This window comes from Pseudomonas sp. B40(2017), from assembly GCF_002112855.1.
Taxonomy (GTDB): Bacteria; Pseudomonadota; Gammaproteobacteria; order Pseudomonadales; family Pseudomonadaceae; genus Aquipseudomonas; species Aquipseudomonas pharyngis.
Genome location: NZ_NEIT01000003.1, coordinates 633756 through 647241, shown reverse-complemented (window position 1 = coordinate 647241; position 13486 = coordinate 633756). Strand labels below are relative to the sequence as shown.

The 13486-nt window shown below is 60.1% G+C and carries 11 protein-coding genes and 4 tRNA genes; 6 read left to right on the top strand and 9 right to left on the bottom strand.

Annotation, left to right across the window (positions count from 1 at the left end; genetic code table 11):
- Positions 1-44: 44 nt before the first annotated feature.
- From CAF76_RS10270 to gltX, 4 genes are all read right to left on the bottom strand, one after another.
- Positions 45-120 (bottom strand) — tRNA-Ala (locus tag CAF76_RS10270).
- Between the two features lie 53 nt (positions 121-173).
- Positions 174-249, bottom strand: a tRNA-Glu gene (locus CAF76_RS10265).
- A 79-nt stretch (positions 250-328) separates the two neighbouring features.
- Positions 329-404: transfer RNA gene (locus tag CAF76_RS10260), tRNA-Ala, on the bottom strand.
- Positions 405-605: 201 nt separating this feature from the next.
- Positions 606-2087: a glutamate--tRNA ligase gene (gene gltX, locus CAF76_RS10255; protein ID WP_007956429.1), complete on the bottom strand. Its 1482-nt coding sequence runs from the start codon at positions 2085-2087 to the stop codon at positions 606-608.
- Positions 2088-2317: 230 nt separating this feature from the next.
- Here gltX and CAF76_RS10250 point away from each other — a divergent pair, with 230 nt between their 5' ends.
- The gene (locus CAF76_RS10250; RefSeq protein WP_085648998.1) at positions 2318-3367 is read left to right on the top strand and encodes an HlyD family secretion protein; all 1050 of its coding nucleotides are present in this window, start codon (positions 2318-2320) and stop codon (positions 3365-3367) included.
- A gap of 49 nt (positions 3368-3416) precedes the next feature.
- Entirely contained in the window at positions 3417-4907 is a 1491-nt protein-coding gene (locus CAF76_RS10245; protein WP_170844900.1) for an MDR family MFS transporter, read from the top strand.
- A gap of 60 nt (positions 4908-4967) precedes the next feature.
- On the opposite strand, the gene uvrB is transcribed toward CAF76_RS10245, so the two are convergent.
- Entirely contained in the window at positions 4968-6983 is a 2016-nt protein-coding gene (gene uvrB / locus CAF76_RS10240; RefSeq protein WP_011333338.1) for an excinuclease ABC subunit UvrB, read from the bottom strand.
- Positions 6984-7319: 336 nt separating this feature from the next.
- Between uvrB and CAF76_RS10235 the strand changes: the two genes are divergently transcribed.
- Complete coding sequence (locus CAF76_RS10235) at positions 7320-8516, top strand: amino acid aminotransferase (RefSeq protein WP_064594808.1); 1197 nt, start codon at positions 7320-7322, stop codon at positions 8514-8516.
- A 112-nt stretch (positions 8517-8628) separates the two neighbouring features.
- A complete protein-coding gene (locus tag CAF76_RS10230) occupies positions 8629-8829 on the top strand; it encodes a hypothetical protein (RefSeq protein WP_007956421.1) in 201 nt (66 codons plus the stop codon).
- Here CAF76_RS10230 and CAF76_RS10225 read toward each other — a convergent pair.
- Positions 8826-9056: a hypothetical protein gene (locus CAF76_RS10225; protein ID WP_085649000.1), complete on the bottom strand. Its 231-nt coding sequence runs from the start codon at positions 9054-9056 to the stop codon at positions 8826-8828. The genes CAF76_RS10230 and CAF76_RS10225 overlap by 4 nt on opposite strands.
- A 228-nt stretch (positions 9057-9284) precedes the next feature.
- On the opposite strand from CAF76_RS10225, the gene CAF76_RS10220 reads away from it, so the two are divergent.
- A tRNA-Asn gene (locus CAF76_RS10220) sits at positions 9285-9360 on the top strand.
- A 123-nt stretch (positions 9361-9483) separates the two neighbouring features.
- Here the strand turns inward: CAF76_RS10220 and CAF76_RS10215 are convergent.
- Positions 9484-11004, bottom strand: a complete 1521-nt coding sequence (locus CAF76_RS10215; protein WP_039770135.1) for a nucleobase:cation symporter-2 family protein — start codon at positions 11002-11004, stop codon at positions 9484-9486.
- 347 nt (positions 11005-11351) lie between these two features.
- Here CAF76_RS10215 and CAF76_RS10210 point away from each other — a divergent pair, with 347 nt between their 5' ends.
- The gene (locus tag CAF76_RS10210) at positions 11352-11681 is read left to right on the top strand and encodes a BrnA antitoxin family protein (protein WP_085649001.1); all 330 of its coding nucleotides are present in this window, start codon (positions 11352-11354) and stop codon (positions 11679-11681) included.
- A gap of 3 nt (positions 11682-11684) precedes the next feature.
- On the opposite strand, the gene CAF76_RS10205 is transcribed toward CAF76_RS10210, so the two are convergent.
- On the bottom strand, positions 11685-12512 hold the full coding sequence (locus CAF76_RS10205; RefSeq protein WP_085649002.1) for an arylamine N-acetyltransferase: 828 nt from the start codon (positions 12510-12512) through the stop codon (positions 11685-11687).
- Positions 12513-12613: 101 nt separating this feature from the next.
- Positions 12614-13408: an exodeoxyribonuclease III gene (locus CAF76_RS10200; RefSeq protein ID WP_085649003.1), complete on the bottom strand. Its 795-nt coding sequence runs from the start codon at positions 13406-13408 to the stop codon at positions 12614-12616.
- Between the last annotated feature and the right edge of the window lie 78 nt (positions 13409-13486).

Below are 13486 nucleotides of genomic sequence, written 5' to 3'. Positions count from 1 at the left end.
CTGATCGATTCAAGGCCGGTGTGGCCAGACCTTGAACTGTAAATTGGTGGAGCTAAGCGGGATCGAACCGCTGACCTCCTGCATGCCATGCAGGCGCTCTCCCAGCTGAGCTATAGCCCCGGATTTTTCGCCTCTCGGCGGAGCGACATCTTGCAACATCGCTTCTGTAAAACTGGCGTCCCCTAGGGGACTCGAACCCCTGTTACCGCCGTGAAAGGGCGGTGTCCTAGGCCACTAGACGAAGGGGACGCAAACCCTTCTATACAACTGATCAACGCTGAGTGTTGATCGCTTCGAAGCCGGTGTGGCCAGGCTTCGAAGTGTAAATTGGTGGAGCTAGACGGGATCGAACCGTCGACCTCTTGCATGCCATGCAAGCGCTCTCCCAGCTGAGCTATAGCCCCTCATCGTTGATGTCATCGCTGAGGACGGGGCGAATCTTAAGGGCGTATCGAAAGGCTGTCAAACTTATTTTTGAAAAAATTCAAAATTTTTTGTCGGCATTACAATCACTTACCGCCCTCCCCCGTAAATTCGGGGGAAAACACCGAAGGACAGGATCAAAAGATCATGACCTTCGGCGCGTCCTGCAGAGTCAAACGCAATCAGGCGATGGCGCCCAACAGTTTTTCCCACTCTTTGTTTTCTTTCTTCGACACGCCGCCCAGCAGGTCAATCGCCTGGCGCAGACGGAAACGGGTCAGGTCCGGCCCGAGGATTTCCATCGCATCGAGCACCGACACCGAACTCGCCTGCCCGGTGATCGCGGCAAACATCAGCGGCATCGCGTCACGCAGCTTCAGCTCGAGGGATTCAACCACCGCCTGAATCGTCGCGGTGATGCTGTCCTTCTCCCACTGACGCAGGCTCTCAAGCTTCCACAGGATCAACTGCATCAGTTGACGAACCTGATCGCCCGACAGCTTTTTCGATTCGAACAGCTTGGCATCCGGGTTCACGCCACCGGCGAAGAAGAACCCGGCCAGCGGTGCAACCTGGCTGAAGGTTTCGACGCGGCCCTGAACGTGCGGCGCGATCTTCATCATGTATTCGGAATTGAACGCCCACTTCTGTACGCGAGCGGCGAACTCTTCCACCGGCAGATCACGCAGCCACTGGCCGTTGAGCCACGACAGTTTCTCGATGTCGAAAATCGGCCCGCCCAGCGACACGCGCTTGAGGTCGAAGTTGTCGACCATTTCCTGCAGCGAGAACTTCTCGCGCTCGTCCGGCATCGACCAGCCCATGCGGCCCAGGTAGTTGAGCATCGCCTCAGGCATGAAGCCCATGCGCTCGTAGAACGTCACCGAAGTCGGGTTCTTGCGCTTGGACAGCTTGCTCTTGTCCGGGTTACGCAGCAGCGGCATGTAGCACAGCTCCGGCTGTTCCCAGCCGAAGTATTCGTAAAGCAGGATCAGTTTCGGCGCCGACGGCAGCCATTCTTCGCCGCGCAGCACGTGGGTGATGCCCATCAGGTGATCGTCGACCACGTTGGCCAGGAAGTACGTCGGCAGGCCGTCGGTCTTCATCAGCACTTGCATGTCCATGCGATCCCACGGGATCTCGACATCGCCACGCAGCATGTCCGGCACCACGCAGACGCCTTCGCTCGGCACCTTCATGCGGATCACGTGCGGCTCGCCGGCAGCCAGGCGACGGGCGACTTCTTCCTTGGACAGCAGCAGCGCGCGGCCGTCGTAACGCGGGGTTTCGCCGCGAGCCATTTGCTCGGCGCGCATCTGGTCCAGTTCTTCAGCGGTGCAGAAGCACGGGAAGGCGTGGCCCATGTCGACCAGCTGCTGGCAGTACTTCTGGTAGATATCGCCGCGCTCGCTCTGACGGTAAGGACCGTGCGGGCCGCCGACGTCCGGGCCTTCGCTCCAGTCGATACCCAGCCAGCGCAGGGCGTCGAAGATCTGCTGTTCGGACTCGCGGGTCGAACGCAACTGATCGGTGTCTTCGATCCGCAGGATGAACTCACCGCCGTGCTGCTTGGCAAAGCAGTAGTTGAACAGTGCGATGTAAGCGGTACCTACGTGGGGATCCCCGGTAGGCGATGGCGCGATGCGAGTGCGGACGGTGGTCATGGCATGTCTCGAAAAGAATGAAAAGCAAAGAACGATCAAGCGGCGAATGGTAACAGGCGACACCCGCCCCGCTCCAGCGGGCAGGGCATTTAAGCCAAGGTTGCGTCTCGAACGCCCGTTGGCCGTGGTGAATGGCCGAATATCAACAGACGGCATTTACCGCTCATCGGCTGTGTGCCAGATTCGCCTGCTGATAACTTTCCTTACAATTCCTCGACTACAGTTTGCCCATGCCTGCCCAACTCAAGCGTCGCCTGTTCATTTTCCTGTTGCTGGTCCTGCTGATTGCCGGGGGCTTTTTCGCCCATTGGTTTTTCAAGGGACGCTTTTATGAAAGCACCGACAACGCCTATGTCCAGGGTGAAATCACCCGCGTGTCGAGCCAGTTGAGCGCACGCATCGAGGAAGTGCTGGTGCAGGACAACCAGCATGTGGAAAAAGGCCAGTTGCTGATTCGTCTCGAACCGAATGATTTCCGTCTCGCCGTCGATCGCGCCAATGCCGCCCTCGCCACCCGCGAAGCCGAACGCCTGCAGGCCCAGAGCAAATTGACTCAGCAATCGAGCCTGATCGCCGCCAGCGATGCGCAAGTGGCAACCACGCAAGCCACCCTCGGGCGCTCGCAGATGGATTTGTCGCGGGCAGAAACCCTGCGTAAACCCGGCTACGTCTCCGAGGAGCGGGTCACCACCCTCTCCGCCGACGCTCATATCGCCCGCTCGCAAGTGGCCAAGGCCCAGGCCGATGCCCAGAGCCAGCGCCAGCAGGTCAACGCGCTGACCGCCGAGATCAAACGCCTCGATGCGCAGATCGCCAACGCCCGCGCCGACCTCGCCCAAGCCGAACTGAACCTGACCCGCAGCGAAATCCACGCACCGATCAGCGGCCTGATCGGCCAGCGTGCCGCGCGCAATGGTCAGGTGGTGCAGGCCGGCGCCTATCTGCTTTCAATCGTTCCGGACGAAGACATTTGGGTGCAGGCCAATTTCAAGGAAACCCAAATCGGTCACATGCAGCCGGGCCAGAAAGCCGAGCTGCTTTTCGATGCCTACGGCGATACGCCGATCGAGGCCCGGGTCGACAGCCTGTTCGCCGCCTCCGGCGCGCAGTTCAGCCTGTTGCCGCCGGACAACGCCACCGGCAACTTCACCAAGGTCGTGCAGCGGATTCCGGTCAAGCTGACCTTCAAGGCCGATAACCCGCTGCACGGCAAGATCCGTCCGGGCATGTCCGTCACCGCCACCGTGAACATCAAAGACGCCCCGGACAATGGCAAGTGATTCACTGATCCGCCCGGTCGGCGAACCGACCCGGCGGGACTGGATTGCGGTGATGAGCGTGATGCTCGGCGCCTTCATGGCGGTGCTCGACATCCAGATCACCAACTCCTCGCTCAAGGATATTCAGGGCGCCCTGTCGGCGACGCTGGAAGAAGGCTCGTGGATTTCGACGTCTTATCTGGTGGCGGAAATCATCATGATCCCGCTGACCGCCTGGCTGGTGCAGTTGCTGTCGGCACGGCGGCTGGCGGTGTGGGTGTCGCTGGGGTTTCTGATTTCGTCGCTGCTGTGCTCAATGGCCTGGAGCCTGGAGAGTATGATCGTGTTTCGCGCCATGCAGGGCTTCACCGGCGGCGCGCTGATCCCGCTGGCGTTCACCCTGACCCTGATCAAACTCCCCGAACATCACCGCGCCAAAGGCATGGCGATGTTTGCCATGACCGCTACCTTCGCCCCATCCATCGGACCGACCCTCGGCGGCTGGCTCACGGAGAACTGGGGCTGGGAATACATCTTCTATATCAACATCCCGCCGGGCCTGATCATGATCGCCGGGCTGATGTACGGCCTGGAGAAAAAAGAAGCGCATTGGGAGCTGCTGAAAAGCACCGATTACACCGGCATTCTCACGCTGGGTATCGGGCTTGGTTGCCTGCAGGTTTTCCTTGAGGAAGGCCATCGCAAGGACTGGCTGGAATCGAGCCTGATCGTGACGTTGGGCAGCATCGCCCTGCTGAGTTTGATCACTTTCGTCATCGTGCAGATTTCCAAGCCCAATCCGCTGATCAACCTGGGTATCCTGCGCAACCGCAATTTCGGGCTGTCGAGTATTTCCAGCCTCGGCATGGGCGTTGGGCTGTACGGTTCGATCTATCTGCTGCCGCTGTATCTGGCGCAGATCCAGAACTACAACGCCCTGCAGATCGGCGAAGTGATCATGTGGATGGGCGTGCCGCAGCTGTTTCTGATTCCGCTGGTGCCGAAACTGATGAAATTCGTCTCGCCGAAATGGCTGTGCACGATCGGATTCGGCCTGTTCGGGCTGGCGAGTTTTTCCTCCGGGGTGCTCAACCCGGATTTCGCCGGGCCGCAGTTCAACCAGATCCAGATCATCCGCGCACTGGGCCAGCCGCTGATCATGGTGACCATTTCGCTGATCGCCACGGCGTACATCCTGCCGCAGGACGCGGGCTCGGCATCGAGCCTGTTCAACATTTTGCGCAACCTCGGCGGCGCCATCGGCATCGCTCTGCTCGCCACCCTGCTGGATGCGCGCACCAAGACCTACTTCGATTACCTGCGTGAAGCGGTGGTGCCGACCAATCCGCAGGTGGCCGAACGCCTGGCGTCGATGACTGATCGGTTCGGCAGTGACACGGCGGCGCTGGGCAAGTTGAGCGAGATCGTGCATCAGCAGGCGCTGATCATGGCCTACAACGATGCGTTTCATTTTGTCGGGATTGCGCTGGGGATCAGCATGTTGGCGATTTTGCTGACCAAGAAATTGCCCGCCGGACTGAAGGCCGGCGAGGCACATTAACCTTGAGCGGACGCAGAGCGTCCAGGGCTGCATTCCCACGCAGAGCGTGGGAACGATCCGTTAAACGGCCAACAGCCGCTCACGCAGCTTGGCGATTTCGTCGCGCATCTGCGCCGCGGCTTCGAATTCCAGGTCGCGGGCCAGCTGATACATCTTCTCTTCCAGTTGACGGATGCGCTTGGTGATCTCGCTCGGTGAGCGCAGTTCGGCTTCGTACTTGGCGTTTTCTTCGGCGGCCTTGGCCATGCCTTTGCGCTTCTTGCTGCGCGAACCGGGCACGGTGGCGCCTTCCATGATGTCGGCGACGTCCTTGAACACGCCCTTCGGCGTGATGCCGTTGGCCAGGTTGAAAGCGATCTGCTTGTCGCGACGGCGCTCGGTTTCGCCGATGGCCCGCTCCATCGAACCGGTGATGCGATCCGCGTAGAGAATCGCCCGACCATTGAGGTTACGCGCCGCACGGCCGATGGTCTGGATCAGCGACCGCTCGGAACGCAGGAAGCCTTCCTTGTCCGCGTCGAGAATCGCCACCAGCGACACTTCCGGCATGTCCAGACCTTCACGCAGCAGGTTGATCCCCACCAGCACATCAAAAGTACCCAGACGCAGGTCGCGGATGATTTCCACCCGCTCGACGGTGTCGATGTCCGAGTGCAGATAACGCACACGCACACCGTGATCGGCCAGGTAATCGGTCAGATCTTCGGCCATGCGCTTGGTCAACGTGGTGACCAGCACTCGCTCCTCTACCGCGACGCGCTTGGTGATTTCCGAGAGCAGATCGTCGACCTGGGTCAGCGCCGGGCGCACTTCAACCTGCGGGTCGACCAGACCGGTCGGGCGCACAACCTGTTCGATCACCCGGCCGGCGTGTTCGGCTTCGTAGTTGCCGGGCGTGGCCGAGACGAAAATCGTCTGCGGGCTGACCCCTTCCCACTCGTCGAAGCGCATCGGCCGGTTGTCCAGCGCCGATGGCAGGCGGAAGCCGTATTCCACCAGGGTCTCTTTACGCGAGCGGTCGCCCTTATACATCGCGCCGACCTGCGGCACGCTGACGTGGGATTCGTCGATCACCAGCAAGGCGTCGGCTGGCAGGTAATCGTAGAGCGTCGGCGGCGCCGCACCGGCCGGACGACCCGACAGATAGCGCGAGTAGTTTTCGATGCCGTTGCAATAACCGAGTTCGAGGATCATCTCCAGGTCAAATCGGGTGCGCTGCTCCAGGCGCTGGGCTTCCACCAGTTTGTTGTTGTTGCGCAGGTATTCCAGGCGCTCCTGCAACTCGACCTTGATCCCCTCGATGGCGTCGAGCAGGGTTTCCCGAGGCGTCACGTAGTGGCTTTTCGGATAGAAGGTGAAGCGCGGCAGCTTGCGGATGACCTCGCCGGTCAGCGGGTCGAACGCGGAAATGCTCTCCACTTCGTCATCGAACAACTCGATGCGGATCGCTTCGAGGTCGGATTCCGCCGGGTAGATGTCGATCACATCGCCGCGCACCCGGAAAGTCGCCCGGGCGAAATCCATGTCGTTGCGGGTGTATTGCAGGTCGGCCAGGCGCCGCACCAGCGCACGCTGGTCGAGCTTGTCGCCGCGATCGACGTGCAAGACCATTTTCAAATAGGTTTCCGGACTGCCCAGACCGTAGATGCACGAGACCGTGGTGACGATGATCGCGTCCTTGCGCTCCAGCAACGCCTTGGTCGCTGACAGGCGCATCTGCTCGATGTGGTCGTTGATCGACGCATCCTTCTCGATAAAGGTGTCGGACGACGGCACATAGGCTTCGGGCTGGTAGTAGTCGTAGTAGGAAACGAAGTACTCGACGGCGTTGTTCGGGAAGAATGACTTGAACTCGCCGTACAACTGCGCGGCCAGCGTCTTGTTCGGCGCCAGCACCAGGGTCGGGCGCTGCACCTGGGCGATCACATTGGCGATGCTGAAGGTCTTGCCCGACCCGGTCACCCCGAGCAGCGTCTGGTGCGACAGCCCGGCTTCGATGCCTTCGACCATCAGGCGAATGGCTTCGGGTTGATCGCCGGCGGGGTCGAAACGGGTGACGAGCTGGAATTCAGACATAAACACCTCTGGAATCGCGACGCTGCTGGCAAACCGCAGCACCACGAGAATGACCGCAAACGACCGATGTCGCGCAAGAAAAAACGAAGATTGTGCTGAATGTGGAGCCGATTGCCTCGCCTTTCAAGGCAAACGTCCTACATCCGGTAAAGTCTCCGACAGATCCATTCGACTAACGGTCGAGAAATAATCGGAAAAACTTACCCCAAAAGCCGATTCGCCTGTCGCCATTGATCGATGATGGCCTCTATACTAGCTCCCCGTTTGTGCACCGCTCTAGTGCATTCGGCTGGAGCGCCACACGTCCCTCCACTCTCCAATAGAGCTGCCGTAAAAATGAGCCTGTTCTCCGCTGTCGAAATGGCACCCCGCGATCCAATCCTGGGCCTCAACGAAGCATTCAACGCCGATACCCGGACCAATAAGGTCAACCTCGGGGTGGGTGTGTACTGCAACGAAGAGGGGCGAATTCCACTCCTGCGCGCCGTCATCGAAGCCGAAACCATTCGCGCCGCTCAGCATGCCTCCCGTGGCTACCTGCCGATCGACGGCATCGCGGCCTACGACCAGGCCGTGCAAAAGCTGCTGTTCGGCAATGATTCGCCACTGCTGGCGGCTGGCCGCGTTGTCACCACCCAGGCCGTCGGCGGGACCGGCGCACTGAAAATCGGTGCCGACTTCCTCAAGCAACTGCTGCCCAATGCCGTTGTGGCGATCAGCGACCCGAGCTGGGAAAACCACCGCGCACTGTTCGAAACCGCCGGTTTCCCGGTGCAGAACTACCGCTATTACGACGCCGCCACCCACGACGTGAACCGTGCCGGCCTGCTCGAAGACCTCAACGCCCTGCCGAATGGCTCGATCGTCGTGCTGCACGCCTGCTGCCACAACCCGACCGGCGTCGACCTGAGCCCGGCGGACTGGAACAACGTGCTGGAAACGGTCAAGGCCAAAGGTCACGTGCCGTTCCTCGACATGGCTTACCAGGGCTTCGGTGACGGCATCGCCGAAGACGCCGCTGCCGTGCGTCTGTTTGCCGAATCCGGCCTGACCTTCTTCGTATCGAGCTCGTTCTCCAAGTCGTTCTCGCTGTACGGCGAGCGCGTCGGTGCGCTGTCGATCATCAGCGAATCGAAAGAAGAAAGCGCGCGCGTACTGTCGCAAGTCAAACGCGTGATCCGCACCAACTACTCCAACCCGCCGACCCATGGCGCAAGCATCGTTGCCGCGGTGCTGAACAGCCCGGAACTGCGCGCTCAGTGGGAAGCCGAACTGGCTGAAATGCGCCTGCGCATTCGCGGCATGCGCGAGCAGATGGTTGCTCTGCTGGCCAAGAAAGCCCCGCAGCGTGACTTCAGCTTCGTCGGTCGTCAGCGCGGCATGTTCTCTTACTCCGGCCTGACCACCGAACAGGTTCATCGCCTACGCAACGAGTTCGGCATCTACGCCCTGGACACCGGCCGCATCTGCGTCGCCGCGCTGAACCAGAGCAACATCGAAGCCGTGACGGACGCCATCGTTCAGGTCATCTGATCCGGCGCCGCACTGAAAACGGGAAGCCTTCGGGCTTCCCGTTTTTTATTTGTCTGAAGAAAAACCGCTACACCCTCTAGACTGCACCCAAACGATATTTCAGAGAGACGACATGAAAAACGATGACCTGCGCGCCGACCGCGACGATCTGGATGACTTCATCCCCCGCGCCCCGGCCAAACGCGGCAACAACCTGGTGCTGCAAGTCGCGGCCGGGGTGTTTCTCGGCGGGCTGGCGCTGTGGCTGGTGCAACTGGGTGCGACGATGCTGTACGCCAAACTGATGCTCGGCACCTTCACGTTCGGCGGTTAAGCCAGTTCCGCTGCACGCTGAGTCGCCGCATCGTCATAAACGACGTAGAGCGATTCGGCGATCTGGCTCTTGATGGCCTTGGTGCTTTCCAGACCGAGGACAAAACCTTCGGCCTTGCCGCCTGCGCGGTTCAGCTCTTCAGGCGTACCGGCCTGAGTGATCGCGTCGAAAAGCTTTTCGGCATGTGGGCCAACGCCTTTGGGCAGGCTGATTTGCGCGGTGCTCATACGAACACCTCGACAGGACGATGGGTGAGGATGGGACTATTCATGGCGCGTACCTTTTCGGCGAATGGCCGGCAGCGCGTGTGACCACTTCCGGGCGGCCATGGTAGACCTCTGGTGGAGTTCTGGTAACCGCCAATCGCCGATAAACCGCCGCCCGTCCTGACCTTTCCAACAAATTTACATCTCGCGCTTGACTAGTCTTTTTAAATCAGTAACATACGCACCAATTCCGCAATAGCTCAGTTGGTAGAGCAAGTGACTGTTAATCACTGGGTCCCTGGTTCGAGTCCAGGTTGTGGAGCCAAATACAGAGCCCCTGAATCGAAAGATTCAGGGGCTTTTTAGTGGGCGCTGAAAAAAACGGCGACATAGAAAAAGGGCCGATCAGTTTTCCAGCTGATCGGCCCTTTTCATTCAACTACAACGGTCAGACGTGCTCGCTGCTCTTGGCATGTGCCTTCGGTACACCATGACCGTGATCCGCATCCGGATCGATCACCGGTACTTCGTTGCCGTCGCAGTCATGCAGCTTGCCGTCGCTGAAGTAGTCGCCTTCACGCAGCGCTGCCAGATCGCGATAACGCAGGGTCCGCTCTTCTGCTGCCGCGAACACCGACTGCTGATCCGAGTTACCCGCCGTGAAGTGGTTGAATGCCAGGTTCAGCAGGATCGCCATGATTGCCGACGAGCTGATGCCCGAATGGAAAATGGTCGCGAACCAGCTCGGGAAGTGATCGTAGAAGTTCGGCGCGGCAATCGGGATCATGCCGAAGCCGATCGAGGTGGCGACGATGATCAGGTTGACGTTGTTGCGATAATCGACCTTGGACAGCGTGCGGATACCGCTTGCCGCCACGGTGCCGAACAGCACGATACCGGCGCCGCCGAGTACCGAGGTCGGCACTGCCGCGATGACCCGGCCCATGAACGGCAGCAGGCCGAGGATCACCAGGAAGATACCGCCGGTCGCCACCACATAGCGGCTCTTGATCCCGGTCACCGCCACCAGCCCGACGTTCTGGGCGAAGGCGCTTTGGGTGAACGAGCCGAAGATCGGCGCAAACATGCTCGATAGCATGTCCGCCCGCAGGCCGTTGCCCAGACGTTTGGAGTCGACCTTGGTGCCGATGATTTCACCGACCGCCAGAATGTCCGCCGAGGTTTCCACCAGAGTCACCATGACCACGATGCACATCGACAGGATCGCAGCGAAGTGGAAGGTCGGCATGCCGAAATGGAACGGCGTCGGGAAGCCGAACATCGGGCCCTGGGTGACGCTGGAGAAGTCCGCCATCCCGAGGAACACCGCCAGCACCGTGCCGATCACCATGGCCAACAGGATCGACAGACGCGAGATGGTCGAGCTGCCGACCTTGCTCAGCAGCAACACCAGCACCAGCGTGACCGCCGCCAGACCGATGTTCTGCATGCTGCCGAAATCAGGCGCATGACTGTTGCCGCCCATGGCCCAGCGTGCGGCCACCGGCATCAGCGTCAGGCCGATGGTGGTGATCACGATGCCCGTGACCAGCGGCGGGAAGAACTTGGTGATTCGCGAGAACACCGGCGTGATCAGCAAGCCGATCAGCGACGCCGCAATCACCGCGCCGAGCACCGACTGGAAGCCGCCCTCCCCGCCACTGCTGACAATCGCCACCATGGTGGCAACGCCAGAGAACGACACGCCCTGCACCAGCGGCAACTGACAGCCGAAAAACGGTAAACCCAGGGTTTGCAGCAACGTGGCCAACCCCCCCGCAAACAATGAAGCAGCAATCAACAGACCGATGTCCGCCGGCGATAGCCCGGCGGCCTGACCGATGATCAGTGGCACCGCGACGATACCGCCATACATGGTCAGAACGTGTTGCAGGCCGTAAGCCATATTCGCGCCGACCCCGAGATTCTCGTCCTCGGGCCGTTGGTGTGAAACATGGGGCGTTTTCATGGTGGGGGAGTTCCCTGGTTTTTGTTATGCACACACTGTATGCAAGAGTCAGGACAAATGTCCATAGACTTGTATACAACTTGTCAGTCACATAATGGTTAGCTAGCCACCCAACCTTCTATCCCGCTGCTTTCATCCCACAAATCCGGCAACACATCCCCAATCGAGTTCACGTTTTATCCGCCTAGGCTGAAGTGTTCACGGCGACCGACGGCGCGGCCGCACTCTTTTTTATACATATAAAGTATGCATAATGAAGTCATTCAAGATTCAGTTCGACAAAAGCAAGAATGCTGCCAACGCATTCGAGCCCAGCGAGCAATGGCAACTTTGCGCAGAGGTAATCAATGAAAAATGAATACAATTTCAGCGACGGTAAACGCGGCGCCATTGCGCCCACCAAGGGTAAAACGCGCATCACCATCATGCTCGATGACGCGGTGATCGAAGCCGCGCGCGAGGTCGCTGAAAGCGAGGGGTTTGGCTATCAGACGGTGATCAACAACACCCTGCGCCACGCATTGCTTAACAGCCGTGGCGCAACCGATGAACTCGAACATTCAAGCGGGCAATTCAAGCAAGGCATCACCGCCACCGACCTCAAGAGCCTTGAGAAAAAACTGTCGGCGGCCGTGAACGAGATCCGGCGGGTGCTGGAACCGGACGTCAAACCGTAGCGTTCAAACTGGCTGAATCAAGCGCGCCAGAGCCTCTCGTGCACCGGGCTGGTGCGGCAAGTTCAGGCCAAATTCCCGTTCCAGCAATTCGATCAGTTCATCAACATCTGTCACTTCGCGCCGCTCGCTCTCGGCGCCGATGCGGTGAATGGCGAAACTGCCGTTGTTCAGCGTACGCCGCCAGCCGTCGCCGGTACGCGCCACCATCAGGCGCTGGGCGAATGGTGAGTCCGGGTGGGTCGAGACGTACCAGTTGCCGAGGGTGTAATCGATGTCTTCCTGGCGCTGCAGGTCGAACAGGTACATAGGCCGCCATTCGCCAGCAACCTTGGCCCGCAGCATGTAGCCATCGGCCTGCACTTCGATGCGATACGGTTCGTGCGGGGTGGATTGCTCGGCTTCGGTATCCAGCACCAGCGGCGCGGTCGGCACCATGCCGCCGAAGCCGACGTCGGTGATGTAGCGCACGTCGTCAATGGTCACCAGGCTCAAGCGATGAGTGCGCGCCGCCCAGCTGCCCTCGGGCTGATTCATGACCACGCGCCCGCTGATCCCCCGCGCATCGAACCCGAGCTCCAGCAGCAAGGCCAGAAACAGGTTGTTCAGCTCGTAGCAGTAACCGCCACGGGCGTCGTTAAAGACTTTGCGTTCGATGGACGGCAGATCGATCAGGACGGGCTCGCCACTAAGCGTCGACAGGTTTTCGAAAGCAAAGGCGCCGGTATGGCGTAGTTGCAACAGGCGCAGGGTTTCAAGGGTCGGTGTCGGGGGCACATCGAATCCCAGGCGTTGCAGATACTGTTTCAGATTCGTCAGGCGTGGCTCGCTCATGGCTGGGTCCTTTTGCATGGGGGCGCGGATCGTTCCGCCGATGGTCGCCATGTATACGGGATCCGGGCCTCGAATCGACAATTGAATTAACCAATCACCGGCTAGCGTCTTTTACGCGAATCGATACGAATCCACGTCGGCGCGTGGTCGCTGGCATGCGGTTCGTTGCGCACCCAGGCATCCACACCGGCCTCGTGCAGATAAGGGCTCAGCGTCGGATTGAGCAGCAGATGGTCGATCCGCAGCCCGGAGTTCTTCTGCCAGTGCTGGCGGAAGTAATCCCAGAACGTATAGAGCCGATCCTCGGGATACAGATGCCGCAACGAATCGGTCCAGCCCTGATCCAGCAAACGCTGATAGCACTCGCGGCTTTGCGGTTGCAACAACGCATCCTTGAGCCACGAACGGGTGTTGTAGATATCCAGATCGGTGGGCACCACGTTGTAATCGCCAGCCAGCACCACCGGGTGATCGCTGCTCTGCAGATCCCGGGCGTATTTGATCAGGCGCTCGAACCACGCCAGTTTGTAGTCGAACTTCGGCCCCGGTTGCGGATTGCCATTGGGCAGGTACAGGCATCCCACCAACACCCCGTGCACCGCCGCTTCGAGGTAGCGGCTGTGTTTATCGTCGGGGTCGCCGGGCAAACCGCGCCGGCTCTCCAGCGGTTGCGCATCGCGGGCAAGAATCGCCACGCCGTTCCATGAAGCCTGACCGTGCCAGATGGCGCCGTAGCCGGCGGCCTCCAGCTCGGCGGCGGGAAACGCGCTGTCCACCAGTTTCAGCTCCTGCAAACAGGCGATGTCCGGCTGCTCGCGCCTGAGCCATTCCAGCAGGTTTGGCAGTCGGGCCCGCAGGCCGTTGACGTTGAACGTGGCAATGCGCATTTTTTTCATCGTCCGGGTTCCTGCCAATGACCGATAAAAACTCTGACATCCGCCCACCGCGACGGTTGCGTCGGATCCTTCCCGTAC

Coding starts and splice junctions, on each gene's coding strand:
- CAF76_RS10230 (WP_007956421.1), top strand. CDS start 8,629: ATGAAAAACGATGACCTGCGCGCCGACCGCGACGATCTGGATGACTTC.
- CAF76_RS10205 (WP_085649002.1), bottom strand. CDS start 12,512: ATGAGCGAGCCACGCCTGACGAATCTGAAACAGTATCTGCAACGCCTG.
- CAF76_RS10250 (WP_085648998.1), top strand. CDS start 2,318: ATGCCTGCCCAACTCAAGCGTCGCCTGTTCATTTTCCTGTTGCTGGTC.
- CAF76_RS10215 (WP_039770135.1), bottom strand. CDS start 11,004: ATGAAAACGCCCCATGTTTCACACCAACGGCCCGAGGACGAGAATCTC.
- CAF76_RS10200 (WP_085649003.1), bottom strand. CDS start 13,408: ATGAAAAAAATGCGCATTGCCACGTTCAACGTCAACGGCCTGCGGGCC.
- CAF76_RS10225 (WP_085649000.1), bottom strand. CDS start 9,056: ATGAGCACCGCGCAAATCAGCCTGCCCAAAGGCGTTGGCCCACATGCC.
- uvrB (WP_011333338.1), bottom strand. CDS start 6,983: ATGTCTGAATTCCAGCTCGTCACCCGTTTCGACCCCGCCGGCGATCAA.
- CAF76_RS10210 (WP_085649001.1), top strand. CDS start 11,352: ATGAAAAATGAATACAATTTCAGCGACGGTAAACGCGGCGCCATTGCG.
- CAF76_RS10235 (WP_064594808.1), top strand. CDS start 7,320: ATGAGCCTGTTCTCCGCTGTCGAAATGGCACCCCGCGATCCAATCCTG.
- gltX (WP_007956429.1), bottom strand. CDS start 2,087: ATGACCACCGTCCGCACTCGCATCGCGCCATCGCCTACCGGGGATCCC.